This window comes from Velocimicrobium porci (genome assembly GCF_009696045.1).
GTDB classification, from domain to species: Bacteria; Bacillota; Clostridia; order Lachnospirales; family Lachnospiraceae; genus Velocimicrobium; species Velocimicrobium porci.
Genome location: NZ_VUMT01000003.1, coordinates 1 through 23,405 on the forward strand (window position 1 = coordinate 1; position 23,405 = coordinate 23,405).

Here is a 23,405-nt window from a genome sequence, read left to right on the forward strand (position 1 = left end):
GGAACCGTCAGACATGATAATTATTTATGATAACATCTGATGAAGGAAGAACACCTTCTTCTGTTATCTGATTTATAGAAACTTGTTAATTAAGTAGTCTTAATTGACTACATCATTATTATACTAGGAGGTCTACTATGACAGAACAAGAAATCTCATCGGTCTTTGCAAAGTCAACTTTGTTTTATGATTACCCGATTGATTTTAACGCTTTATCAATAAAAAAATTCCAGCCTGGGCAAATGATTCGTGATTATGAAAAAGGTTATGCATCGGTAGGTATCATCGCATCTGGAAGCATTGATGTATACTCTGTCACATTAGATGGGCGAGAAATTAAACTTAATACATTAAGGACCGGTGAGTGTTTTGGTATCTCAAATCTTTTACTTCCAAATGAACTTGAAACCGTTCTATGTTGCCGCACTGCTGCAAAACTGATTTTTATCTCAAAAAATGCGTTAATAGATACAATGAAAGAAAATCTGTCATTTGCCCTTCGCTACGCCACGCACTGTAACCAAAAAATACAATTTTTGATTCAAAGAATTGAACTACTCACAATGCAATCCTGCCGTGGAAAATTGATTGAATATCTATTAACCCAAAAAGATGAAAATAATATTGTAATGCTAGATGGAACAAGAGAAGATTTAGCCAGACATCTTGGAATCAGCAGGGCAACCTTGTTTCGGGAGTTTGCACTTTTAACCCATCATGGATTATTAAAACAGGCTCGCAATATAATTACGATTCCTGATACATCTAAACTTGAAAATTTTTTGTATCAGGCAATATAATATGGTATGATGAAACTATCATTGAAAATAGTACAAAAGGATAATAGGTTGCCTTTATTAACCTAAATATATACAAGGGAAAGAGTGTTTATATGAAAAAATTTATATCAATGCAATTAGTTATTATTTTATTATTATCCATACTTGTCGGCTGTTCTGGTCAAAACAATACCGATAATGCCACTAATACAGCAAAACAGCCGAAAGAAATAGTAAATGAATCCACTGACACAGATACAGATACAAAAACTAATGTTTCTGTTACGGCATTAAAAGGACCTACTGCTATGGGAATGGTAAAATTCATGGATGATGCCGATTCCGATAAATCCATGAATTATAATTATAACTTTTCCATTGCGGCTTCCGTCGATGAAGTAACTCCTGCATTAATCCAGGGAAAAACAGATATAGCTGCTGTTCCTGCTAATTTAGCCTCTGTTTTATATAATAATACAAAAGGAAATATGGAAGTATTGGCAGTCAATACACTGGGAGTTCTTTATATTGTAGAAAATGGAAACTCCATTCAATCTGTAAAAGACTTAACGGGCAAAACAATCTATGCCAGTGGAAAAGGCGCAACACCCGAATATGCCTTAAATTATATTTTATCAAACAATGGAGTTGATCCAAAAAAAGATGTTACAATTGAATGGAAAAATGAACATACCGAATGCTTAGCTGCACTTACAGATTCAAAAAATTCAATTGCCATGCTTCCTCAACCATTTGTGACAACAGCTCAGGCCAAAATCAGTACATTAAATGTTTCATTAGATCTTACAAAAGAATGGAATAAATTACAGAAAGATGGCAAGAATGCCTCGGCATTGATTACAGGGGTTGTCGTTGCCAAAAAAGACTTTATAGAAAAAAATCCGGAAATTATTTCTGATTTTCTAAAGCAATATGAAAAGTCCATATCATATGTAAATAAAAATATAGAAGAAGGCGCCGAATTAATTGGCAAATACAATATTGTCGATTCTGCTGTTGCAAAAAAAGCAATTCCTTCTTGTAATATAACTTATATGAGTGGGACAGAGATGAAAGAAAAGCTTTCTGGTTACCTAAAAACTTTATTTGAACAAAATCCTGCATCTATAGGAGGTGCCCTTCCAAAAGATGATTTCTACTACGAACAATAATCAATCGAACCAACATTTAAATATCCCATTTCAAATAAAACCATGGGCTGTTTTTCTTTGGCTTGCAATCTGGCAGATTGCAAGTCAATGGATAGGAGAACCGATTCTTTTAGTTTCTCCCATTATGGTAATAAAACGATTGTTTGAGCTTATTTTAACCAGCTCTTTTTGGTATTCCATTTTATTTTCACTTTCACGGATTGCAACGGGATTTTTTTGTGGTGTTCTCACTGGTTCTCTATTGGCAGTACTATCTTACCGCTACAAATATATTTTAGAATTATTAACACCACTTATCCTGATAACAAAAACAATTCCTGTTGCCTCTTTTATTATATTGGTTTTAATCTGGGTTTCTTCAAAAAACCTTTCTATCTTAATTTCTTTTATCATGGTTCTACCTATAATATATACAAATGTATTTAGTGGAATTGCTTCAACAGACAAAGAACTTTTAGAAATGGCACAGGTATTTTCTCTGTCTTCTTGGAAAAAAATACGATATATCTATCTTTCGCAGATTCTTCCATTTTTTCAAAGTGCCTGCAGCTTAAGTCTTGGCTTATGCTGGAAAGCTGGAATTGCTGCAGAAGTAATTGGAATTCCTGCAGACTCAATCGGCGAAAAACTATATAATGCAAAAATTTATATTGATACTGCCGATTTATTTGCATGGACCATCGTAATTATTATTATAAGCATCTTTTTTGAAAAACTGATTTCAACATTATTAAATCTTCTTGTAGAACGTTTAGAAAGGATATCTTAAATATGGAACGCTCCCTTTATATTGAACATCTTTATAAATCTTATCATAATCAGCCTGTCTTAACTGATTTATGCTGTCAAATTCCGCAAGGAAAAGTAACTGCAATTACGGCTCCTTCCGGTTCTGGTAAAACAACTTTAATTCGAATCCTTCTAGGACTGGAAGAACCCGATTATGGCGTTCTAAATGGATTCAAAAACTTAAAGAAAAGTGCTGTTTTTCAAGAAGACCGTTTATGCGAAAATCTAACTGCATTAGCAAATATTCGTCTCACCAGTATTTCACAAAATAAATCTTACCTCATATCAGCAATGGAACAAATCGGTCTGTATGACTGTTGGCAAAAGCCTGTGCATGAATTATCCGGTGGTATGAAACGTCGGATTGCAATTCTACGTGCTTTACTTGCCGACTACGACTTGCTAATTCTTGACGAACCTTTTAAGGGATTAGACCCTGCTACAAAAGAAATCGTAATAAAGGATACAAAGAAAAGAAGTATGGGAAAAACAATCCTATTTGTAACTCACGATGAACTGGAACTTTCACTTATGAATCCATCTCAAATACTTACTTTATAAGCCCCTCATGGATTTTAATATCGTTCAATTGCATTTTTTCAGCGAGTCAAATCTTTAAGTAAAGTTCTTACAAATCTCTGCAAATCGTTGCATAGTCGAATTAAAATATTTATTTTCATAATAAATCATTTTAATAATACGTTTTATATTAATACCCTCTACCGATATAACATGGAACTGTTCTTCTTTCAGTTCCTTTTTTATTAACATTCGTGATAAGATTGCAAGTCCCTCACCATTTAAAACAGCCTGTTTGATTGCCTCCGTATTACTGCAAACCCACGTACATTTCATTTTAATTTGATTTTCTAATAAATATTGTTCAAATTGGTTACGCTCCGCACTTCCATTTTCCCTTGAAACAAATGACTGACCTTCTAATTCTTCTATTTGAATACTAGCCCGGTTAAAAAACGGATGTGCTTTTCCCGCAACCAGCACCAACTCATCTTCCATAATTTCCTTTTGCACAAGTCTGCTATTTTTCACAATTCCTTCTACAATCGCAATATCAAGCTCATTGTTTTCAATCATTTTTTCGATTACTGCTGTATTGTTTACAGTTACTTGAATCTCAGCCTCTTTTTGTTGAAATTTTAATTGTTTTAAAAGCTTTGGAAGCAATACCGTTCCGACAGATACACTTCCACCAATTCGAATTATTTCCTTTTTCGCCTCACAAAAGGCATTTTCTTCAAATTGTTCAAAAGATTCTACTACATGTCTTGCGTAAGACAATAAATTTTTCCCATTTTCTGTTATATAAATTCTCTGAGCCAGTCTTTCAAAAAGTTGTACTCCATAATAGTCTTCCATTTCCCGGATTGCCTGACTTACTGAGGGCTGAGAAATATGAAGCTGTTCTGCAGCAGATCTCATTTTTCCCATTTCTGCAACTGTTACAAATATTTTTAAATGTCGAATTGTCATTTTCCCTTATATGATGTATTTACACGAAAATACATTCATAATCTCCTTTCTCATTAGATTATAATTATTACCTATCAACTTTATAAGGTTAATATATTTTACATATAACTATAATTATTCTACAATAAAAAGTATGTCAATGGCAAAAACTAAAATATTAGAAAACTAAAACGAAGGAGTGATTTAAACGTATGAAAAAAAACGTAGACAAAAAAATATTATGGAAACTATTCCAATCCATGTTTGTATTAAGTGCTTGTACATTCGGCGGAGGATTTGTTATCGTATCTCTTATGAAAAAGAAATTTGTAGAAGAACTAAAATGGATAGAAGAAGACGAAATGCTTGACATTACTGCAATTACCCAATCTTCCCCAGGACCGCTTCCCGTTAATGCTTCTGTCATAATCGGTTATCGTATGGGCGGTATCATAGGCGCTCTCACAGCAATCTTAGGAACTATTATTCCTCCTATGGTTATCATCTCTGTGATTTGTTTATTCTATACACAATTCCGCACAAATACTTATATTGCAATTGCTCTTCAAGTAATGCGTGCCGGTGTTGCAGCTGTTATATTAGATGTTGTCTATAATTTAGCAACAAACGTGTGTAAAACAAGACGTGCTTTATATATTGGAATGATGATTGTTTCATTTATTGCTACCTATTTCTTTGGAATTAGTGCAATGATAATAATCTTAGTATGTCTGGGTATTGGAATTACAGATTTATTAATTCACTTAAACAAGCAAAATAAAAAAGGAGTGACAATCAAATGACAATTTTAAAATTATTTTTTAGCTTTTTACAAGTAGGCTTATTCAGTGTAGGCGGCGGTTACGCTGCAATCCCTTTAATTCAAGACCAAATTGTAAATGTTCATCAGATGATGACAATAGAAGAATTTACTGATTTAATTACAATTGCCGAAATGACCCCCGGACCAATTTCTATTAATTCATCTACATTTGTAGGTACAAGATTAAGTGGAGTAATCGGTGCCATTATTTGTACGCTCGGCGTTATTATTCCATCTTTTATAATCTGTCTGACCCTTGCTCATTTTTATTACAAATATCGTAGTTTCTCCGGAGTCCAAATTGTCCTCTCTGCACTCCGCCCTGCTGTCGTTGCCTTAATTGGTTCCGCTGGTATTTCAATCCTTATGTTGGCATTATTTCAAACAGATTTTCATAATTTACAATTTTCTAATTTTAAGATAATTGAATTTGTACTATTTGTAGGGTGCTTTTTCTTACTTAGAAAATTCAAAGCAAATGCAATTACAATTATTTTAGGGAGTGGCGTTGTTGGTACTTGTATTTACTTAATAGCCGGTATGATTTAAAAAGAATATTTAGAAAGCTTTATTCTATTTGCGTGAATGAATTTAAAAAACTAGAAAAAATGTTTTTCGAGCAGACTGAAAGTTTAAAAATATCACTAATAAAGAAAAATAACTGCCCAAAACGTCCGTCACGATAGGCGCAGTTATTTTTTTATTTTCGTTATCATGATGTTATCTCACCTTGCAAATCTTCTTTTAAATAGTTTTCATATGTCTCCATAAACTTTTTTATTGCTTTCCCACTTGCCTGAGGTGGTTGTTTGTCCTCTTTATCCATAATTCTTCCTTTGTATATTATATATTTTTATAAGTTAACTCTAGATTTTATTTCAATCTTTTTACATATTCGTAAATTCTCTTAAGCATTCCGTCTCTATCTTCTCCATATAATGCTGCACATTCTTTCCGTCAACCTTTGTCGACCATTTAATATTCTGTAACTTCTTTGCAATACCCTCAACCAGCAGACAGGCACAAGCATCATCTTCTAAAATCTGCCCTTACATTTTTAGGAACTTTCCTCCTTTAGCGACGTACACCGCAAAGCGCACAAAAAAAGGACACTCCATTCAAGGAATGTCCTTTATTTTATGCGTTTAAACCAATTCTATTAATTACTCAATAATTGTAGCAACACGACCTGATCCTACAGTACGTCCACCTTCACGTTTTCTATGGAATGTATTTCAAAGAAAGATATGTTGATTTTATGCAGTTTTGAACCCTTTTCACTACTATTATTTCTGTAAAAAATAAGTCTTTTCAGTTTTTTAACGTCATTATAGGGTCACAAATCTACTTCTGACAATTCAATAACTCTGCCACTTTCTTTTGTTCACTTGGGTACAAATGTCCGTATGTATTTAGCGTTATTTTTATATCCCTGTGTCCTAAACGTTCCTTAATAATCAATGGCTGTACTCCTTGATGTATCAAATAAGCAACGTGCGAATGTCTTAAATCGTGTACACGAATTTTCTTCACTCCTGCCTTTTCAATGTTTCTTTTCATTTTATGCTGTACTGCTTCTAAAACCATAGGAAACAATCTTTGATTATCTTTACACTCGTAAATTCTACTGACATAATCCTTTATTTCATTTTTCAGAAATTCTGGAATATCAACCGTTCTTATAGACTGTTCCGTTTTAGGTGTGGTAATTACATCTTCACCATTCATTCGATAATAGGTTTTTGATATATGAATTTGGTTATTTTGAAAATCAATATCACTCTTTGTTAATGCAAGAAGCTCTCCAACTCTACAACCAGTCCAAAACAAGATTTCAAATAATGTATAATATCTATCATCATGGTCTATTGTAGCAATAAATTTATCATATTCATCTTTTGTCCAAAAATCTAGTCTGTTAGCATCTGATTTTCCCATTTTCTTAATCTTTTTACATGGATTACTTTTCAAGCCGTAAATATTATAGGCATGAGTAAACAATGCTGTCATTTGATTTTGTATCATTCGCAAATATGTTTCAGAGTAGTTCTTTTCCCTTATAACATTTTGCCATTGGATAATATCAGACGGTGTTATCTCATTCATTTTTCTTTCTCCAAAATATGGGATAATATGAACATTCATCATATATTCTTTATTTCTAATACTACGTTCTTTTAACTCTCCTTTTTTATCATTGAAATAGATTTTCACAAAGGAAGCTACTGTCATTGTCATTTCAGCCTTTACAGACGCTTTAAATTCATTTTCCCATTCGATAGCGGCTTTCTTTGTTTGAAAACCTCTTTTTGTGGTATGTTTCTTTTGACCATCCCATGTTTCATAATAAAATTTACAATACCATGTGTTTCTTTCCTTATCTTTATATGCTGGCATAATCATTACCTCCATTTCTAAAAAGAGAGTGCATTATGCACCCTCCACCAACTGTGTTTCATTTAATCCGTACCACTTTTTATTAAAATAGGCTTTTGGTACTTTTCCTTGCAAAGTAATAAATCCAGACGCATTTAATTCGTCATTGAGATTTCGGATAATCTCATATGCTTTTGCTTTTGATACATCCAACATTTCGGCTATATCTTTTGCAGAATAGTAAATTTTTTGAATTTCATTCATGATGTTTTACTCCTTTCATAAATTTACTGTAGAAGGAATACTCTCTGTATGTTATAATTTTCTAACAGGAATATTCCTTATATTTCTAGGGTTAAGGGTTTACTTTGGTCGGTGGCTCTTAACCTTTTGTTTTGCACCAATAGCCAATCATACTACCACTTCCTTTCATATCTGCTTTTATTTATCAATACACTTGCTTTTAAAATAGTGCTGACAAACTTTCTTATTAACAGCTATTTCCCCTGTCAACGTGCAATTTGCAATATTATCTACCACCCTCGCATATTTGCATTTCTTACAACTACAAAATCTTGATTTTCTTGTCCTCTTTTTCTTTACATAAATAATTGTTCCTGTATTTATTCCAGTTGAACCTTTCATATCATCACTCCTATTTCATTAATGTATAAATACTTGGAAGTTCTGTAACCCCGAAGTGGTCTGGAATAGTAACAGGGTTTATCCCTAATAGACGTATCTTTCTCAGCCACTTTTCTCGAAATTGCCGAAGATTTCCATATTCTGTCGGTGTAAATGTATTTACATCAACAATTGCTTTTTCCAGTTCATATAATCCGCCATATCTATGTATCATCTGAATTACGGAAAATAACACGGTCTTATCATATGTGCTGTATCTGCTTTGGTCTATCAGCTTTTTAGCAGTAGCAGTATTTACATACTTTTCTGCTCCGAAAATAGATAATATTTCTTTTTCCAAATACGAATAACAGAAGTTATTATCCAAAAAATTTTCTAAAGAGCGTTTATCCTGTTTGCTTCTATTTAGGTTATAAATCCCCTTTTTATTTATCTGTATTTCAATCCTTATCATATGTTCGATTTTCTCTAAAGTATCTTCATCAATAATTTTGTGATTGTTATTTATTTCCACTAACTTAAAATAGATATTTACTGTTCGGGATTTACTGCGGAAATAACAGCTTTCAGTCATTAGCAGGTATCTGTCTTTTTTTATTTTTACTGGTTTCATGTTGTAATGTTTATATGGAAATGAGAGATTACACATAATTATTTCAAGTGTGGGGTTAATATCCGTACACACAATATCTTTGGTAATATCAACCCTGTCTGTTTTCCAACAGACCATATCGCACTTATGGATATTCAAAAATCTAAGTTCATTGATTTCATATATCCTTTTTTGTAATCTCTCAATTATTTCATCTTTCGTGTATTTATTCATATCTAAAGCAAGTACAGGATTTTCTCCCATAATCATTCCTGCATTACAGCGTAACAGCAGATAGAATTGTTCAATTGTATCGCCTGTAGTCTTTGAGGTGTACCGATATATTCTTATCTCAATCTGTGTAATCCCCTTTTTCATATAATAATTTGTCCGATATACCCTGTTTGAAACTTTTACAAGGCTGGGGAGTTTCATTAGCTGTTGGAACATGGAAGAAGATATGCTACATTTGATTTCAAATGTGTGCATTGTTACTCCTTTCCGCAAGACTTATATAATCTGTCTCACTTAACGAAAAACACTTCTATCTGATGTCAGAATACAATAATTCATCAGAATTATTTGTATCTCTGACACCATGAATAGTCATTCGGTTATCTTACTATCAAGACAGATATTTGATTAAGTAATCTTTATTTGTCTTGCTATTTTTCTTCTTTTACTCGTGATAGTTTAATGCTCTCAACTGCTGATAATATCTGCATTTGACGTTCTTTTGACACTGGCTCTCTAAACCATTTTCCAAAGGTTGTTTCATGGATGTTTAATACCTTTGCTATCTGCCACATATAAATATTTTCTTTTTTTAGTAACTGTTTGATTTCATCATTGCTCATAACATCTTTCCTTTCTTTCTGTTAACAGAAGTTGCATAATTAGTGGTTGCATAATCATCATAAATCCTTATAATATAAATTAAAATCTATATATATGCTTTTTAAATTTAATTTTAAATGGATATACAAAAAGGAGATTATATATGGCAGATAATTATGTGAAACTAATAGATGTTGATACAGGATTTATTATTGTAAGTTCAAATATGCGTGTTGAAATAAAATATGGACAGTTTGCAATTTCTCTTGCCAATTCCAGTTGCAATGATATGTATAAGCTGTTTTCAGACTTTATAACACATAATCATTATCTTGAAATGGCTCAACAATTACAGAAGAAATCCATATTACCACGCTTGATAGGTGAAGATGTAATAGATTTAATATTCAAAGACTTATATGCTCCAACAACACAATTATTAGCAAAAGATGATATATCTCCCCAACAGGCAATGGCAATAAGCCGATTACTGCTCCATGAACTCAAATATAATTTTATGAATGATAAGCAAATAGACTTGAATCATCTTATAAATTATATACCTCTGATTTTTGTGTCTGATGAAGTACATCAGCATATCAGAAAAATGTTATTAACAAATACTTCCGCTTTTACCAGTGACTTGCAAAATGAAATCAATCAATTAAATATCCCAATGTCTATTATGACATTAGATGATGGTACTCCGGTAACTGTATATGAAATAGAAAATACATTATCCTATTTAGTACTTGATTTACAGAAATATTTTTTATCAAAAAAACGTGTAGTTGAATGCCATAACTGCCATAAACTGTTTTATCCGAATTACAGAAAATCAGAAATTTATTGCAGATATAAACATGCAGACGGCTCTAAAACGTGTAATATTAAAATGCAACATAGTACAGATGATGATTTCGCAAAACTTGCAAGAAGAGCAAGAGGTTATCAGCATAGTCGTTGTTACAATTCCAGTACACAGCAAAAATATAATAAAACCCCCGATTTTCTTCCCTCTCTTTATGAAGAATGGTCAACCGAATGTAGACAGCACCATATTTATTTCAAAGAACTGGATGATTTTAAGGGATTTCAAAAGTGGGTGGACGATACCAAATTTACCGCAAATGAATTGGAAAAACGCTTTCAAGAATATAGTAACAAAAAGTGATATACTTGCACAAAAATCATAAAGCATACAACAGATTTTGATTCTGCGGTGTATATTAGTACAGCTATTGCATAATTTAATATAATTTGTCAAAATTAAGACGTAAAATAACAACCAGTAATCAGAACATTTTGTTACAAAAAAGGACAGAATACCATTATCCCTATAACTTAAGGTGGTACTCTGCCCGAATAGCATATATTTTACTTATCTGCACTTGTTGGTATCAAACCTCTAATCGGATGTTTTATTGTAACTAATGATATTGCCCCGATACCAGTGAAACACAAACAGACAACAACGATTATCCATAAAATATATCCTGTAATTCCCCAAAGTCTGCCTGTACTGGCTTTTGGATAAAACACTTTCAATAATTTAAACCATAAATGAATGACTGCACCATAAAATCCAATGCAGAAAACAATCATTCCCAATGCTCCAACAGGATTATTACTTGGGTCTTGAAAAAATCCTGTAACAGTTGCAATAACACCACCAACAACCGCTATCAATATGTATAAAATTATCACAACAAACATCTCCTCTCTTTCACATTTTCTTTAGCCGAAAAACCTCGTAATGAACTGAATAAGGCTGTTCTTTGCTCTATCTGACTGATATTGTTTCTTCTCCGACATACGACTATTATGCTTTCTGTTTCCGATACCTGCATATGTTTTCTTTTCAAAGGCTTGATTTACTTTTCTTGGTATCTTTATCATCAAAAAATACATCAGATATACACCAACAGTCGAAATGGCAATTAAAATAAGACTTGTACTCATAGAAACATGCTTATTTGTTAATCCCTCAAATAAAGCGTATAGAACAATCACAATCCAAAGTCCGACAAAGACTATCCTTGCAAAATCATAGCCTTTTTGACTGCTTCGTTTTTCCTCATATTTCCGCATATCCTGTTCTGCAATTACAATAGGGTCTATGAGTTCATCTTCATATTTTCTAAAAACCAATGCAATATGATTTCCAATCATCTTTTCCATTTGTACCATAAATGCTTCTTGTGATTTTTTATCGTTACTTCTGCTTTTTAAAGCGTACTCTAGCTTTTCTCTTACCTCGTCATATTCTGTATGGAGATTGACAGGTACTGCACTTACTGCGTGTGTATTAAACCATCTGCATATCTGTTCGCTGTCACACCTAGCCACTACATTATGCAATGACACATATGGCACTAACTGCTTTTTAACGATACTGTACACGATTTTATCAACACAAGATTTTGTTTTTTCAATAAGACTCTGTATTTCCGCTTTTGTGTAAGTATGGTTTTTCAGTTGGTTAATTCTTTGCTCCTCTGCTCGGTGTGCTTCTCCAACTTCTTTCGTAAATGCTTTTACTTCGTCATATATTTTTTCTGTCGGAGTCCGATACCCATTAGCACGTTTTATCTGCATTTGGAGTAAATTGTATTCCCGTCTGATTTCTTCGATTATTTTTATATTTTTATCAGAACGATAATCATATTTAATAAGCAATCTTCGATACTGATTTTTTAATTCTTCTTCCGTTTGGGGATTATTAAAATAACTCATATGTACATCACTTCTCCCTATAAATTTCTATCATGTTTTTAAATATCATCTAACTTATATTTCTTTGTTTCACTCATTCTACTTCCGCCCACAGCAGGGTGAAATGGCAGCCACCCCTGACCACAATTCAGACATACACATTCGATATCCGCACTCCCTAAGCATGAGCCTATTAAAAAACCAACTGGACCCAAAAATAAACCACTCGCAACACCCCTTACTAAATTTGCCCCTTTTCTTTTGATTTCAAAATTTGTAGACTGACACTCTGGACATGCACTATATATTCCCGGAAATTTAATACCACATTTCCAGCATTGAGGGTCAGCTTCAACAATAGTTGCTCCGCACCTTTTACAAGGCATTTCAAAATCTTCTCTTAACTTTTGATGAAAAACACCATCTCTTGGGTCATAATCCATATCTATTCCACCTTTCTACCTCATTTCTTTATATTGTCTATATGAGTATTTTTAACTTTTATAGATTATTCTATCATAAAACAGTAGACATTACAATTAGAGCATAAAAGTACTTATATAGGCAAAGGAGTGTTCTAATTGCAACAGGAAATCAATTACAAAAAACTTGGATTAAAAATAAAAGAGATACGCATTAGCAGGGGTCTTACACAAGATACCTTAGCCGAAATGGTTAGCTGTAACACTTCGCATATCTCCAATATCGAGAATAATCATACAAAAGTTAGTTTAAACGTTTTACTGGCTATCGCTAATGCCCTCAATACCTCAATAGATTACCTTTTATCTGACCAGTACGAAAATTCCTCGTTGGCACTGGATAATGAGGTATTACGGGCACTAAGAACCTGCGATAGCGAAAAGAAAGAAAAAATTTTAAAAATGATTGAAATTTTATAAATCTGCCAATATAGATAACAGCGTTTTAACTGTATACTTCATTCCCATTTGAAATGCTTCTATTTGGCTTGTCAAAACCGCATAATACACACAATCCCGTATACGTTCCATATCCTTTTCTGAAAAATCTTCTTTGTAGCGTGATATGTATTCTTCCATGCAATCATTGATACGCTTATCCATCTGAAAAATATCTTCTTCTTGGCTTATAACTTTTTCATAGATTTTCTTTAACAATTCATTCATATATCATTCCCTCACTTTCGCATAATTATAAAATGTCAGAACGTGGATTAATTGATATGTCTGTGCATAATCCAGTTGTTTCCAGTCATTTACTCCAAACAATTCAAATACTATAAACTCAAAGAACTTTCGGGAAATTTTCTTCCGAATAATCAAATTGCATAATATTTCATATTGTGCTTTGGTGTGACTGCTTGGCATTGGCTGATTGTCGACAGTACGAAGATTACTCAAAATTAAGTATTTACTGTCATAATTCAATAACTTCATTCTGACACCGCCTTTCCCCATATTTCTTTACATTCTGAATAATGTGGGCAGTAATCGCAGAAATTGAAATCACACTCTGCCGATACATAACCGCCATAAGCTACCACTGGAACACATACAGATAAATAACAATTACATTCACGACAACAGGAGCAATATTCCCCTACTGCCTGCCCTTGAAAATAACACATAATAAACACTCCTTTTCTAATCCAAAGCATATTGTTTAGTTCTATGATTTACTTTTTGACAGCCGTATTTCTCCTTAATTTCATCTAAGCTGATTTCCTTATTACTTCTTTTTCGAAATTCTCCAAAATGCCAATACCACGCTTTTTTACGTGGAGCATAACGGAAACCAACAGACTTTAATAACTCTCTGTATTCATAAGCACCTTTTTCAATCCATATCCATTCACCAACAATTTCAATGTCTGCGTTAATATGAATAATCTTCTTTATAACCTCTTTAAATGCTTCATTTTCGGCTCTTTCTTCTTGTGTATAAGATTGACTGTCTGAATGTTCTTCTGTGCTCAAAATCGAAAATACAAGGTCATATTCCGCATTGATTTCCTGCGTAATTTCAACACTTCCGTTTTCATTGTCAGGGTGGTACGACTTCAATAGCTCTCTGTACCTCTTTCGTAATTGCTCAATCGTTGCTACATCTTTAAACCATTTTCTCATGCTTCATCTTCTCCTTTCATCAGCACATATTTTTAGGCAACAAAAAAAGATAGTTTAACGACTTGTCTAGGTCGTGAAGTTTGAACCTTATATATAGGACGGCTGGGTTCGCAACTTCATTTTATTTTCAAGAACCATTGACCGACTGGCTCTCAAAATTTTATATATTTTTCCCCACTAATGGGGATTTATAATATAGATTGATTTCTTTTTGCTCTGACAAGCGTTGATTTGCTAATACCTGTCATTTCCTCTACCTGCCGATAAGAATAGGATTGCAATAATTCTAATGCATGAGCTATTTTCTTTGCATTATACTTTTTAGGTCTGCCCTCTTTAAAGTCTGCTCTTTGCTTAGCTATCTGCTTACCGCCTTGTGTACGTTCAATAATCATAGCTCTTTCAAACTCCGCAAATGCTAACAGATTTGTAACAATCAATCTTCCCATTGGGGTATTTTCAATCAATCCCATGTTCAGAATATGGATTTTAACACCCTTATTCATCAACAGGTCTATATACTCTAATCCCTCTTTTGTAGAACGACAAAAACGGTCTAATTTGGTTACAATCACATAATCATCTTGCTGTGCTTTTTCCAGTATTTGATTAAACAACGGTCTTTCCTTTGCTCCCGAATAACTTTCAACAACAATTTCAGCATCGGAATACAGATTTTTAATTGCTGTGGTCTGTTCTTCAATACTGTTACCATCTAATTGCCCTTTTGTACTTACTCTTGCATATCCATATTTCATTTTGATTACACTCCTTTACTATATTTGATATTTACTTTTGACCATAAGAAATGACACCGCTCAAAGCCTGCATTTACGCAGACCTTAAAACGGTGTCAAATCTTAAAAGTTTTGGTTACAAATATTAAATTCAATTCAATATATCTTTCTTGCTTAAATATGGATAATCTTTTCTCACAAATAAGGTCACATTCCAAATAATAACGTCAAAATAGCGTCACAAGTCCATGTTATTCTATTTTTACGCATAAAAAAAGAGGCTCTCCATTATTGGAAAGCCCCATAAAATCAACGTTTTTATAGATTACTCAATGATAGTAGCAACACGACCAGAACCTACTGTTCTACCACCTTCACGAATAGCGAAAGTTAAACCTTGTTCCATAGCGATTGGGTGAATTAATTCGATTGTCATTTCTACGTTATCACCAGGCATGCACATTTCTGTTCCTTCTGGAAGATTTACAACACCTGTGATATCTGTTGTTCTGAAGTAGAACTGTGGTCTGTAGTTGTTGAAGAATGGAGTATGACGTCCACCTTCGTCTTTTGTTAATACGTAAACCTGAGCTGTAAATTTCTTGTGGCATTTTACGCTACCTGGAGCAGAAAGAACCTGTCCTCTAACGATTTCTGTTCTCTGAACACCACGAAGAAGTGCACCGATGTTATCACCAGCTTGAGCTTCATCAAGAAGTTTACGGAACATTTCGATTCCTGTTACAACTACTTTACGGGATTCTTCTTTAACACCAACGATTTCAACTTCATCAGATACGTGAAGTACACCACGTTCTACTCTACCAGTAGCAACTGTACCACGACCTGTGATAGAGAATACGTCTTCTACAGGCATTAAGAATGGTTGATCTGTAGCACGTTGTGGATCTGGAATCCAGCTGTCAACTGCATCCATAAGTTCCATGATTTTATCGCCCCATTCTCCGTTTGGATCTTCAAGAGCTTTAAGAGCGGAACCTTGGATAACTGGTGTGTCATCACCAGGGAATTCATATTCTGTTAATAAGTCTCTGATTTCCATTTCTACTAATTCAAGTAATTCTGGATCATCAACCATATCACATTTGTTCATGAATACTACAATATAAGGAACACCTACCTGACGAGAAAGTAAGATATGTTCTCTTGTCTGAGCCATAACACCATCTGTAGCAGCTACGATAAGGATAGCACCATCCATCTGAGCAGCACCAGTAATCATGTTCTTAACGTAGTCAGCATGTCCTGGGCAGTCAACGTGAGCGTAGTGTCTGTTTTCTGTTTCATATTCAACGTGAGCTGTAGAAATTGTGATACCACGTTCTCTTTCTTCTGGAGCTTTATCAATGTTCTCGAAATCTACTTTTTGATTTCCTGGAACTCTTTCAGCTAATACTTTTGTAATAGCAGCTGTTGTAGTTGTTTTACCATGGTCAACGTGTCCGATTGTACCAATGTTACAATGTGGTTTCGTTCTTTCAAACTTAGCTTTAGCCATTTTAAAAAGTCCTCCTTTTAATTACACCCCTAATGGGCAATATATTTCCTCTCTCTGAGGTATTTGTTACATTATTCCGCAGCGGCTTTCCGCCGTATATGCCTAATTATATTGCAAATTAGAATATTTTTCAAGCAATTTTTATAATTGCGTTGTAACTGTTATTAATTCAATTATTTGTTGCGGTTAGCAAGAATTTTTTCTTGAACAGATTTTGGTACTGGCTCATATTTTTCAAAGAACATAGAGTAGTTACCACGTCCCTGTGTTCTGGAACGAAGGTCTGTTGCATATCCGAACATTTCGGACAATGGAACAAATCCTTTAACCATCTTACCGCCACCGATATCTTCCATACCTTCGATACGACCACGACGAGCGTTAATGTCACCAATAACGTCTCCCATGTATTCTTCTGGCATAGTTACTTCAACTCTCATGATTGGCTCAAGTAATACAGCACCTGCTTTTTGCATAGCATCTTTGAACGCCATGGAACCAGCAATGTGGAATGCCATTTCAGATGAATCGACTTCATGGTAAGAACCATCGTATACAGTAGCATGAACACCAAGTACTGGGAATCCACCAAGGATACCAGCCTGAGCTGCTTCTTCGATACCTTCACCAACTGCTGGAATGTATTCCTTAGGAATAGCACCACCAACAACTGTAGATTCGAATTTGAATGTTTCTTCTGCATTCGCATCCATTGGCTCGAATTTAACTTTACAGTGACCGTACTGACCACGTCCACCAGACTGTTTTGCGTACTTAGAATCAACTTCAACTGCTTTTGTAAATGTTTCTTTGTAAGCAACCTGAGGTGCACCTACATTTGCTTCTACTTTGAATTCACGAAGAAGTCTGTCTACGATAATTTCAAGGTGAAGCTCACCCATACCTGCGATAATTGTCTGACCAGTTTCCTGATCGGTATGAGCACGGAATGTTGGATCTTCTTCAGCAAGTTTTGCTAAAGCTTCCCCTAACTTACCTTGACCAGCTTTTGTCTTAGGCTCAATTGCCAACTCAATAACTGGTTCAGGGAATTCCATAGACTCTAAGATAACTGGGTTCTGTTCATCACAGATTGTATCACCTGTTCCTGTAAATTTGAAACCTACAGCAGCAGCGATATCTCCAGAATATACTTTGTCTAATTCTTCTCTCTTATTAGCATGCATCTGAAGGATACGACCAACACGTTCTTTCTTATTCTTAGTAGCGTTTAATACATAAGAACCAGAGTTCATTGTTCCGGAATAAACACGGAAGAATGCTAACTTACCAACAAATGGGTCAGCCATAATCTTAAATGCTAATGCTGAGAAAGGCTCTTCATCAGAAGAATGTCTCTCTACTTCGTTACCATCCATATCAACACCTTTAATTGCTGGTATATCTAATGGAGATGGCATAAATTCAATAATTGCATCCAATAATTTCTGAACACCTTTATTTCGATAAGCAGTACCACAGCATACTGGAATTGCTTCACAATTACATGTTGCTTTTCTTAAAGCAGCTTTTAAAGCATCAATAGATGGCTCGTTGCCTTCTAAATATTCCATCATTAAATCGTCATCTAATTCGCAGATTTTCTCGACTAATTCTGTATGATATAATTCTGCATCTTCTTTCATATCTTCTGGAATCTCAACGATAGAAATGTCATCGCCTTTATCATCATTGTAGATATAAGCCTGCATTTCAAATAAGTCAATAATTCCTTTAAATTCATCTTCTTTACCAATTGGTAATTGAAGACAAATTGCATTTTTACCTAAACGAGTCTTAATTTGGTCTACTGCTCCGTAGAAGTCAGCTCCTAAAATGTCCATTTTGTTGATAAATGCCATTCTAGGTACGTTGTAAGTATCAGCCTGACGCCATACGTTTTCAGATTGAGGTTCTACACCACCTTTAGCGCAGAATACACCTACAGCACCATCAAGTACACGAAGGGAACGCTCAACTTCAACTGTAAAGTCAACGTGTCCAGGAGTATCAATAATATTGATACGATGCTCTAACGCACCTTTTTTAGGTTTGTTTTGCTCCTGTAATGTCCAATGACATGTTGTAGCGGCTGATGTGATTGTGATACCACGTTCCTGCTCCTGTTCCATCCAGTCCATAGTAGCTGTACCATCATGTGTATCACCAATTTTATAGTTAACACCGGTATAGTAAAGAATACGTTCTGTTGTTGTAGTCTTACCAGCATCGATATGAGCCATAATACCAATGTTTCTAGTTCTATCTAATGGATATTCTCTTCCAGCCAAGGATAATTCCTCCTTAATTTCTTCTATAAAAACTGTTACCTGTTCTCTATTATCATTTAATCTGAATCTATAAATCAGGTAAATAAACTTTTCCTATATTACCAATAGGATTCTGCCTTCGAAAGAGGGCAAAATCCTTTGATAAGTATTCATATAATAGACAGAAATAAGCTTTATAGCGATTACCAACGGTAATGTGCAAATGCTTTGTTTGCTTCTGCCATTTTGTGCATATCTTCTTTTTTCTTAACAGATGCACCAGTATTGTTAATAGCGTCTAAGATTTCATTTGCTAATCTTTCTTCCATTGTCTTTTCTCCTCTTTTACGAGAATAAAGTGTAATCCAACGAAGAGCTAACGCTTGTCTTCTATCTGGTCTAACATCGATTGGTACTTGGTATGTTGCACCACCGATACGTCTTGCTTTTACTTCAAGAACAGGCATTACATTGTTCATAGCTTCTTCAAAAGCTTCAACTGCATCTTTGCCAGTCTTTTCAGCAACTCTTTCAAACGCACCGTATACAATTTTCTGAGCAACACCTTTCTTACCATCTAACATGATGTTATTGATAAGTTTTGTTACAACCTTGCTGTTGTAAACTGGATCTGCTAATACATCTCTTTTCTGTATATGTCCTTTACGTGGCACGTTGCTTCCCTCCTTAATAATAATTAATTCATAGGTACTCACTTTATAAAGTGTTCGCGCCAGAATTATATTATCTATCTCTAAAATCGTTTAAAGCGAAAATTAATCCGGCACTTTCTTTAATTAGTGAAAATTCTTCTTTTAAAAAATAGTTTTCTGTTTTCAAAAATTATTTTTTGTCTTTTGGTCTCTTAGCACCATATTTAGAACGAGCTTGTCTTCTGTTAGCAACACCTGCTGTATCAAGTGTACCTCTAACGATGTGGTAACGAGTACCTGGTAAGTCTTTTACTCTACCACCACGGATAAGAACTACGCTATGTTCCTGTAAGTTATGTCCTTCACCTGGGATATAGCTTGTTACTTCGATACCGTTAGAAAGACGAACTCTGGCGATCTTACGAAGAGCTGAGTTAGGCTTCTTAGGAGTCGCTGTTCTTACTGCAGTACAAACACCTCTCTTCTGTGGTGAAGAAGCATTTGTTGCTTTTTTGTTAAGAGAGTTAAATCCTTTTTGAAGAGCTGGAGAATTAGATTTCTTTTCTACACTCTTTCTACCTTTTCTTACTAATTGGTTAAAAGTTGGCATTAATTTTCACCTCCTGAAATTAATTTACATTTTCAATGTATCTGCTATACACATCGCATACATTTATTAAAATGCACGCATCTGTTATTATATCGTTGTATCTTTTACTTGTCAATTGTTTTTTATGTCATATATAAAAATTTATTTTTGATAAATTACTACAGGCTCTGAAAGTACCATATCAAACTAATACTATATTGGACAGTACTGTATTATCGTCCGAAGTGTCAAATTATTTTTAAATACATTTTGACAAACATAAGTAACCATCTTAGGAATGGTTATTTTAGAATGGATCCCTGTACACTTAACGAGAACCCCATAATCAGTGATTAGTATATAATTTTTTCGCTTCTTGTGCTTTTGTACCAGATACTGCCAAAATACACATTACCAACGTTTTCTTTTTTTGTGGATTTATTCCAAAATTTCATTTTTTTATAGTAAAATATACCTATATATTGATTTCAAAAATAAATTGTGCTATGGTAACATTATACTTATTTTAATGGCAAATACATCCATGAAAGGCGGTTTTTCTGCATGAAATATTGTACAAATGATCTCAGCCACTCCTTTGATTCTGCCAAAGAGTGTCTTGAATTTGAAAAAAAGACAAAGGGTTCTACATCAAACGAAGAAAAGGCTTTAATTCTGAAAATAAACAATGAAGTAGCACAGCTAAACCAATTACTCCAACAATACAATGCATTGACGCAGGAAGAATTACAAATCAAATCTTTTGATGACCAAATCGTAATAAGACAAAATTCCAAAAAAAGACCTTCGATTGATGAACTTCGAAATTTATTTTAATCCTATTTAAAGGGTGCTGCAAATTATATTAGCGTTCTTTTATCAATAGTGCAGCACCTAATGCTCCTGCATATCGTCCGTCTTTTAATGGGGTCACTGTGGTTTTTAACAGTTTAGACAGTGTTTCCGCAAAATAATCAATATGGCTCAATCCTCCGGTCAAAATAATTTTACCTTTCAACTCCCTTTTTTGACACAGCTGAGAAACTTTTACCGCAACCGATTCTATAATTCCGGCTGCAATATCCTCTTTTTTTCTCCCCTCGCCAATATAATTTATAATCTCTGATTCTGCAAACACGGTACATAATGAGCTAATTGGCACCGCTGTTCCTTTCTTTGCTAAGTCAAATAGTCCATCAATTGTCACTTCCAATCGATTTGCCATTATCTCTACAAATTTTCCAGTACCTGCAGAACATTTATCGTTCATTAAAAAATCGGACACCCCATTATTATTTGCAAAGATAACTTTTGTATCCTGCCCTCCTACATCAATAACAATGCAATCATCACCGGCAAGTTCTCTCCCACCCCTCCCGTGACAAGTTATCTCAGTAATAACCTTATCCGCATAAGAAACCGCTATTCTCCCATAACCGGTTGCGGCTACTTTTGTCTGATTTTTATCTAAGGAAATATCTCTTTGTTCTAACTGCTCCCGGATTAGTCTTGCCGTTTCTATGCTGCTCCAGCCGGTAGGAATTGTAAAAGAAGTCGACCTGTCCCCCAAAACAACTACTTTAGAGGCTGTTGATCCTATATCAATTCCAACGTAATTCATACTTTTTCCTACTTTCCTAACAATATTTGTCTCTTCTCGAATTTTCTTTCTTTTTTAAACACTCAATTCCAATATAACGAACCTGTTGCTGATTTGCATACTGTTCTACAATTTCTTTTTCAGCTTCTTTAATTTTTAAAGAAATACCACAGCTTTTACTTAATGCACGTGGTGTCGGAGCAATAACTGCATAGATTTGATGTTCTTTTAAAATATTATAAAGCTTTAAACCATTCTCATGATTTGGAAAAAGTACATACCAATCAAGCTCCATATTACTCTCCCAACATTTCGATGAAAGCTCCAATTCTTGTTCTTAACTGTTCGGAATCAGAGTCTGTATAATCCGTTTCTATACTAAGTACCGGAATTCCTTCTTTTCTAAGTTCCCGTTCTACTTTATATGTTTCCGTTGCATATAAGTTGCAGAATTTTAAATTAAGGTTAATAATTCCATCTGCCTTATATTCCTTTGCAAGGCGAATGATATCATCAATTCTTGCTTCATTTGGTGTAAAACATGCACAATTAATCTGCATATAGCGATTAGCAAGTGCTTCAATCTGTTCATCTAATGTAACCTTCGTTTCATCCACAAGCTGTTCAAAATATCTTGTTCCTGTACACATTTCTTCACAGACAACAACACCTCCGCTTGTTTCAATAATATTATGAAGCTTCCAATTAGGTACAGCAAGCGGCGTTCCCGTAACAAGTATTCTTTTTGTTCCTTCTTTTACTACAGAAATTCCCTGTTCAATCCGCTGTTCTAACTCGTCACATAATTTATTTGTCATCTGTGTGAATCGTTCCGGATCATCATAAAAAGCAATCTGCATAATAACCAATGCATCTCTTCCACTAATTGGAAGCACTTTTTGTTTTCTGCAATTATACAATCTCATTAGTGCTTTTCTCTTTTCATTTATTAGCGAAATAGCCTTTTTTAAAGATTCTTCCGTTATCCTGTTTCCTGTAAATTCCTCTACTTTCTTCTTTAAGTCTTCTATCTCTTCTTTCCACGCTGTGACATCCTTTCTCCTTTTCATTTGAGGAAGATCCATTACATAAAAAGGCACATCTTCTGCAAGAATCTCCCATGCCTTTTTCTTTCCGTCACAAGTCGTTTCTCCAATATACATATCAGCAATTCTAAAAAATGGACAAGTTTTATCAAGTCTTGCCCCTACGGAAGCCTTAATCAGTGGACAGGTATTCACCGGCAACACTTTTTCGCCTCCCGGAACCCAGAATTGAGAACCACCGCATAATCCGGTAGCAATTGCATCCGCTGCAAATATAATTTCATCTGGAACATAGATGCAAAATGTTCCAAACACTTTTCCCCCGTTTTTTTTATGCTCGATTAATTCCTTTGGCCGCACTCCATGTATTTCTGCAATCACAAAATTATAATAATCCATTGCTTCAGGACGATTCTCCTGCGTTAAAAATACATCTCCAAATGCTTGCGGAAGCACTTCACAAAGCTTATCATGCTCCTCCAAATTCATCCCCAGTTCTTTCCACATCTCATTATAATCAGCCATATTAAAACTCCTTCTTCTCTAATTGTATTATTTACCTCTCTATCCTATCATAAAAAAGACACACCATTCATTTCTATTTCAAATAATCCTGTTTGATTCATTCACATTCTAAATAACTACACTAATTTCTTTTCTGACAACGCAAAAAACCTAGAAATCT

At 34.3% G+C, this 23,405-nt stretch carries 31 protein-coding genes; 9 read left to right on the top strand and 22 right to left on the bottom strand.

The window, feature by feature from the left end; all coding sequences use genetic code 11:
* The first annotated feature begins 137 nt into the window (after positions 1-137).
* The 4 genes from FYJ58_RS02670 (at position 138) to FYJ58_RS02685 (ending at position 3,301) form a co-directional block, all read left to right on the top strand.
* Positions 138-800, top strand: a complete 663-nt coding sequence (locus FYJ58_RS02670) for a Crp/Fnr family transcriptional regulator (RefSeq protein ID WP_154516850.1) — start codon at positions 138-140, stop codon at positions 798-800.
* A 92-nt stretch (positions 801-892) separates the two neighbouring features.
* Positions 893-1,951, top strand: coding sequence for an ABC transporter substrate-binding protein (locus tag FYJ58_RS02675; RefSeq protein WP_154516852.1), 1,059 nt, complete (start codon positions 893-895; stop codon positions 1,949-1,951).
* Positions 1,929-2,720 carry an ABC transporter permease gene (locus tag FYJ58_RS02680; RefSeq protein ID WP_154516855.1) on the top strand — a complete coding sequence of 264 codons (792 nt, stop codon included), beginning with the start codon at positions 1,929-1,931 and terminating at the stop codon, positions 2,718-2,720. The genes FYJ58_RS02675 and FYJ58_RS02680 overlap by 23 nt, the downstream gene beginning before the upstream one ends.
* Before the next feature lie 2 nt (positions 2,721-2,722).
* Positions 2,723-3,301: an ATP-binding cassette domain-containing protein gene (locus tag FYJ58_RS02685; RefSeq protein WP_154516858.1), complete on the top strand. Its 579-nt coding sequence runs from the start codon at positions 2,723-2,725 to the stop codon at positions 3,299-3,301.
* Between the two features lie 54 nt (positions 3,302-3,355).
* Here the strand turns inward: FYJ58_RS02685 and FYJ58_RS02690 are convergent, their stop codons facing one another.
* On the bottom strand, positions 3,356-4,231 hold the full coding sequence (locus FYJ58_RS02690; RefSeq protein WP_154516861.1) for a LysR family transcriptional regulator: 876 nt from the start codon (positions 4,229-4,231) through the stop codon (positions 3,356-3,358).
* 191 nt (positions 4,232-4,422) lie between these two features.
* Here FYJ58_RS02690 and FYJ58_RS02695 point away from each other — a divergent pair, with 191 nt between their 5' ends.
* Together FYJ58_RS02695 and FYJ58_RS02700 are read left to right on the top strand one after the other, a co-directional pair.
* Entirely contained in the window at positions 4,423-5,013 is a 591-nt protein-coding gene (locus tag FYJ58_RS02695) for a chromate transporter (protein ID WP_154516864.1), read from the top strand.
* The gene (locus tag FYJ58_RS02700) at positions 5,010-5,582 is read left to right on the top strand and encodes a chromate transporter (RefSeq protein WP_154516867.1); all 573 of its coding nucleotides are present in this window, start codon (positions 5,010-5,012) and stop codon (positions 5,580-5,582) included. The genes FYJ58_RS02695 and FYJ58_RS02700 overlap by 4 nt, the downstream gene beginning before the upstream one ends.
* Before the next feature lie 338 nt (positions 5,583-5,920).
* Here FYJ58_RS02700 and FYJ58_RS15340 read toward each other — a convergent pair whose 3' ends face one another.
* The 6 genes from FYJ58_RS15340 to FYJ58_RS02730 form a co-directional block, all read right to left on the bottom strand.
* Positions 5,921-6,076 carry an Eco47II family restriction endonuclease gene (locus tag FYJ58_RS15340; protein ID WP_408647360.1) on the bottom strand — a complete coding sequence of 52 codons (156 nt, stop codon included), beginning with the start codon at positions 6,074-6,076 and terminating at the stop codon, positions 5,921-5,923.
* A 301-nt stretch (positions 6,077-6,377) separates the two neighbouring features.
* Entirely contained in the window at positions 6,378-7,430 is a 1,053-nt protein-coding gene (locus tag FYJ58_RS02710; protein WP_154516870.1) for a site-specific integrase, read from the bottom strand.
* A 33-nt stretch (positions 7,431-7,463) separates the two neighbouring features.
* Positions 7,464-7,673 (bottom strand): ICEBs1 excisionase, encoded by a 210-nt coding sequence (locus FYJ58_RS02715; RefSeq protein WP_154516874.1) that lies wholly within the window; start codon positions 7,671-7,673, stop codon positions 7,464-7,466.
* Between the two features lie 177 nt (positions 7,674-7,850).
* Positions 7,851-8,054 (bottom strand): hypothetical protein, encoded by a 204-nt coding sequence (locus tag FYJ58_RS02720; RefSeq protein ID WP_154516877.1) that lies wholly within the window; start codon positions 8,052-8,054, stop codon positions 7,851-7,853.
* 10 nt (positions 8,055-8,064) lie between these two features.
* Positions 8,065-9,135 carry a hypothetical protein gene (locus FYJ58_RS02725; RefSeq protein ID WP_154516880.1) on the bottom strand — a complete coding sequence of 357 codons (1,071 nt, stop codon included), beginning with the start codon at positions 9,133-9,135 and terminating at the stop codon, positions 8,065-8,067.
* Positions 9,136-9,311: 176 nt separating this feature from the next.
* Positions 9,312-9,503 (bottom strand): hypothetical protein, encoded by a 192-nt coding sequence (locus FYJ58_RS02730; RefSeq protein WP_154516883.1) that lies wholly within the window; start codon positions 9,501-9,503, stop codon positions 9,312-9,314.
* Positions 9,504-9,646: 143 nt separating this feature from the next.
* Here FYJ58_RS02730 and FYJ58_RS02735 point away from each other — a divergent pair, with 143 nt between their 5' ends.
* Positions 9,647-10,657 (top strand): hypothetical protein, encoded by a 1,011-nt coding sequence (locus FYJ58_RS02735; RefSeq protein WP_154516886.1) that lies wholly within the window; start codon positions 9,647-9,649, stop codon positions 10,655-10,657.
* A 203-nt stretch (positions 10,658-10,860) separates the two neighbouring features.
* On the opposite strand, the gene FYJ58_RS02740 is transcribed toward FYJ58_RS02735, so the two are convergent.
* The 3 genes from FYJ58_RS02740 to FYJ58_RS02750 are packed head-to-tail and all read right to left on the bottom strand — an operon-like array spanning position 10,861 to position 12,641.
* Positions 10,861-11,190, bottom strand: coding sequence for a hypothetical protein (locus tag FYJ58_RS02740; RefSeq protein ID WP_154516889.1), 330 nt, complete (start codon positions 11,188-11,190; stop codon positions 10,861-10,863).
* A 30-nt stretch (positions 11,191-11,220) separates the two neighbouring features.
* Positions 11,221-12,219, bottom strand: a complete 999-nt coding sequence (locus tag FYJ58_RS02745; protein WP_154516892.1) for a hypothetical protein — start codon at positions 12,217-12,219, stop codon at positions 11,221-11,223.
* Between the two features lie 38 nt (positions 12,220-12,257).
* Entirely contained in the window at positions 12,258-12,641 is a 384-nt protein-coding gene (locus FYJ58_RS02750) for a hypothetical protein (RefSeq protein ID WP_154516895.1), read from the bottom strand.
* 138 nt (positions 12,642-12,779) lie between these two features.
* Here FYJ58_RS02750 and FYJ58_RS02755 point away from each other — a divergent pair, with 138 nt between their 5' ends.
* The gene (locus FYJ58_RS02755; protein WP_154516898.1) at positions 12,780-13,100 is read left to right on the top strand and encodes a helix-turn-helix domain-containing protein; all 321 of its coding nucleotides are present in this window, start codon (positions 12,780-12,782) and stop codon (positions 13,098-13,100) included.
* Here FYJ58_RS02755 and FYJ58_RS02760 read toward each other — a convergent pair.
* From FYJ58_RS02760 to rpsL, 9 genes are all read right to left on the bottom strand, one after another.
* Positions 13,095-13,346 carry a hypothetical protein gene (locus FYJ58_RS02760; RefSeq protein WP_154516901.1) on the bottom strand — a complete coding sequence of 84 codons (252 nt, stop codon included), beginning with the start codon at positions 13,344-13,346 and terminating at the stop codon, positions 13,095-13,097. The genes FYJ58_RS02755 and FYJ58_RS02760 overlap by 6 nt on opposite strands.
* A 3-nt stretch (positions 13,347-13,349) precedes the next feature.
* The gene (locus FYJ58_RS02765) at positions 13,350-13,616 is read right to left on the bottom strand and encodes a hypothetical protein (RefSeq protein ID WP_154516903.1); all 267 of its coding nucleotides are present in this window, start codon (positions 13,614-13,616) and stop codon (positions 13,350-13,352) included.
* Positions 13,613-13,807: a hypothetical protein gene (locus FYJ58_RS02770; protein ID WP_154516906.1), complete on the bottom strand. Its 195-nt coding sequence runs from the start codon at positions 13,805-13,807 to the stop codon at positions 13,613-13,615. The genes FYJ58_RS02765 and FYJ58_RS02770 overlap by 4 nt, the downstream gene beginning before the upstream one ends.
* A gap of 16 nt (positions 13,808-13,823) precedes the next feature.
* Entirely contained in the window at positions 13,824-14,306 is a 483-nt protein-coding gene (locus FYJ58_RS02775) for a J domain-containing protein (RefSeq protein ID WP_154516909.1), read from the bottom strand.
* Between the two features lie 188 nt (positions 14,307-14,494).
* Positions 14,495-15,064: a recombinase family protein gene (locus FYJ58_RS02780; protein ID WP_154516912.1), complete on the bottom strand. Its 570-nt coding sequence runs from the start codon at positions 15,062-15,064 to the stop codon at positions 14,495-14,497.
* A gap of 304 nt (positions 15,065-15,368) precedes the next feature.
* On the bottom strand, positions 15,369-16,562 hold the full coding sequence (gene tuf / locus FYJ58_RS02785) for an elongation factor Tu (RefSeq protein WP_154516915.1): 1,194 nt from the start codon (positions 16,560-16,562) through the stop codon (positions 15,369-15,371).
* A gap of 173 nt (positions 16,563-16,735) precedes the next feature.
* A complete protein-coding gene (gene fusA, locus FYJ58_RS02790; protein ID WP_154516918.1) occupies positions 16,736-18,853 on the bottom strand; it encodes an elongation factor G in 2,118 nt (705 codons plus the stop codon).
* Positions 18,854-19,035: 182 nt separating this feature from the next.
* Entirely contained in the window at positions 19,036-19,506 is a 471-nt protein-coding gene (gene rpsG, locus FYJ58_RS02795) for a 30S ribosomal protein S7 (protein ID WP_328597781.1), read from the bottom strand.
* Between the two features lie 169 nt (positions 19,507-19,675).
* Positions 19,676-20,095, bottom strand: a complete 420-nt coding sequence (gene rpsL / locus FYJ58_RS02800) for a 30S ribosomal protein S12 (RefSeq protein ID WP_154516924.1) — start codon at positions 20,093-20,095, stop codon at positions 19,676-19,678.
* Positions 20,096-20,638: 543 nt separating this feature from the next.
* Between rpsL and FYJ58_RS02805 the strand changes: the two genes are divergently transcribed.
* Positions 20,639-20,911: a hypothetical protein gene (locus FYJ58_RS02805; RefSeq protein WP_154516927.1), complete on the top strand. Its 273-nt coding sequence runs from the start codon at positions 20,639-20,641 to the stop codon at positions 20,909-20,911.
* A 28-nt stretch (positions 20,912-20,939) separates the two neighbouring features.
* Here FYJ58_RS02805 and FYJ58_RS02810 read toward each other — a convergent pair whose 3' ends face one another.
* Genes FYJ58_RS02810 through FYJ58_RS02820 form a run of 3 tightly spaced genes read right to left on the bottom strand, consistent with a single transcriptional unit; the run spans position 20,940 to position 23,245 of the window.
* Positions 20,940-21,695: an acyl-CoA dehydratase activase gene (locus FYJ58_RS02810; RefSeq protein ID WP_154516930.1), complete on the bottom strand. Its 756-nt coding sequence runs from the start codon at positions 21,693-21,695 to the stop codon at positions 20,940-20,942.
* 16 nt (positions 21,696-21,711) lie between these two features.
* Positions 21,712-21,969: a DUF3343 domain-containing protein gene (locus tag FYJ58_RS02815; protein ID WP_154516933.1), complete on the bottom strand. Its 258-nt coding sequence runs from the start codon at positions 21,967-21,969 to the stop codon at positions 21,712-21,714.
* A gap of 1 nt (position 21,970) precedes the next feature.
* The gene (locus FYJ58_RS02820; RefSeq protein WP_154516936.1) at positions 21,971-23,245 is read right to left on the bottom strand and encodes a double-cubane-cluster-containing anaerobic reductase; all 1,275 of its coding nucleotides are present in this window, start codon (positions 23,243-23,245) and stop codon (positions 21,971-21,973) included.
* Between the last annotated feature and the right edge of the window lie 160 nt (positions 23,246-23,405).

What these genes read in the sequence shown, in the direction of transcription:
- FYJ58_RS02745 (WP_154516892.1), bottom strand. Translation starts at nt 12,219, where the DNA reads ATGAGTTATTTTAATAATCCCCAAACGGAAGAAGAATTAAAAAATCAG.
- rpsL (WP_154516924.1), bottom strand. Translation starts at nt 20,095, where the DNA reads ATGCCAACTTTTAACCAATTAGTAAGAAAAGGTAGAAAGAGTGTAGAA.
- FYJ58_RS02805 (WP_154516927.1), top strand. Translation starts at nt 20,639, where the DNA reads ATGAAATATTGTACAAATGATCTCAGCCACTCCTTTGATTCTGCCAAA.
- tuf (WP_154516915.1), bottom strand. Translation starts at nt 16,562, where the DNA reads ATGGCTAAAGCTAAGTTTGAAAGAACGAAACCACATTGTAACATTGGT.
- FYJ58_RS02695 (WP_154516864.1), top strand. Translation starts at nt 4,423, where the DNA reads ATGAAAAAAAACGTAGACAAAAAAATATTATGGAAACTATTCCAATCC.
- FYJ58_RS02710 (WP_154516870.1), bottom strand. Translation starts at nt 7,430, where the DNA reads ATGCCAGCATATAAAGATAAGGAAAGAAACACATGGTATTGTAAATTT.
- FYJ58_RS02760 (WP_154516901.1), bottom strand. Translation starts at nt 13,346, where the DNA reads ATGAATGAATTGTTAAAGAAAATCTATGAAAAAGTTATAAGCCAAGAA.
- FYJ58_RS02815 (WP_154516933.1), bottom strand. Translation starts at nt 21,969, where the DNA reads ATGGAGCTTGATTGGTATGTACTTTTTCCAAATCATGAGAATGGTTTA.
- FYJ58_RS02750 (WP_154516895.1), bottom strand. Translation starts at nt 12,641, where the DNA reads ATGGATTATGACCCAAGAGATGGTGTTTTTCATCAAAAGTTAAGAGAA.
- FYJ58_RS02810 (WP_154516930.1), bottom strand. Translation starts at nt 21,695, where the DNA reads ATGAATTACGTTGGAATTGATATAGGATCAACAGCCTCTAAAGTAGTT.
- FYJ58_RS02780 (WP_154516912.1), bottom strand. Translation starts at nt 15,064, where the DNA reads ATGAAATATGGATATGCAAGAGTAAGTACAAAAGGGCAATTAGATGGT.
- FYJ58_RS02700 (WP_154516867.1), top strand. Translation starts at nt 5,010, where the DNA reads ATGACAATTTTAAAATTATTTTTTAGCTTTTTACAAGTAGGCTTATTC.
- FYJ58_RS02720 (WP_154516877.1), bottom strand. Translation starts at nt 8,054, where the DNA reads ATGAAAGGTTCAACTGGAATAAATACAGGAACAATTATTTATGTAAAG.
- FYJ58_RS02735 (WP_154516886.1), top strand. Translation starts at nt 9,647, where the DNA reads ATGGCAGATAATTATGTGAAACTAATAGATGTTGATACAGGATTTATT.
- FYJ58_RS02775 (WP_154516909.1), bottom strand. Translation starts at nt 14,306, where the DNA reads ATGAGAAAATGGTTTAAAGATGTAGCAACGATTGAGCAATTACGAAAG.
- FYJ58_RS02820 (WP_154516936.1), bottom strand. Translation starts at nt 23,245, where the DNA reads ATGGCTGATTATAATGAGATGTGGAAAGAACTGGGGATGAATTTGGAG.
- FYJ58_RS02765 (WP_154516903.1), bottom strand. Translation starts at nt 13,616, where the DNA reads ATGAAGTTATTGAATTATGACAGTAAATACTTAATTTTGAGTAATCTT.
- FYJ58_RS02730 (WP_154516883.1), bottom strand. Translation starts at nt 9,503, where the DNA reads ATGAGCAATGATGAAATCAAACAGTTACTAAAAAAAGAAAATATTTAT.
- FYJ58_RS02715 (WP_154516874.1), bottom strand. Translation starts at nt 7,673, where the DNA reads ATGAATGAAATTCAAAAAATTTACTATTCTGCAAAAGATATAGCCGAA.
- FYJ58_RS02770 (WP_154516906.1), bottom strand. Translation starts at nt 13,807, where the DNA reads ATGTGTTATTTTCAAGGGCAGGCAGTAGGGGAATATTGCTCCTGTTGT.
- FYJ58_RS02725 (WP_154516880.1), bottom strand. Translation starts at nt 9,135, where the DNA reads ATGCACACATTTGAAATCAAATGTAGCATATCTTCTTCCATGTTCCAA.
- FYJ58_RS02670 (WP_154516850.1), top strand. Translation starts at nt 138, where the DNA reads ATGACAGAACAAGAAATCTCATCGGTCTTTGCAAAGTCAACTTTGTTT.
- FYJ58_RS02690 (WP_154516861.1), bottom strand. Translation starts at nt 4,231, where the DNA reads ATGACAATTCGACATTTAAAAATATTTGTAACAGTTGCAGAAATGGGA.
- FYJ58_RS02680 (WP_154516855.1), top strand. Translation starts at nt 1,929, where the DNA reads ATGATTTCTACTACGAACAATAATCAATCGAACCAACATTTAAATATC.
- FYJ58_RS02685 (WP_154516858.1), top strand. Translation starts at nt 2,723, where the DNA reads ATGGAACGCTCCCTTTATATTGAACATCTTTATAAATCTTATCATAAT.
- FYJ58_RS02675 (WP_154516852.1), top strand. Translation starts at nt 893, where the DNA reads ATGAAAAAATTTATATCAATGCAATTAGTTATTATTTTATTATTATCC.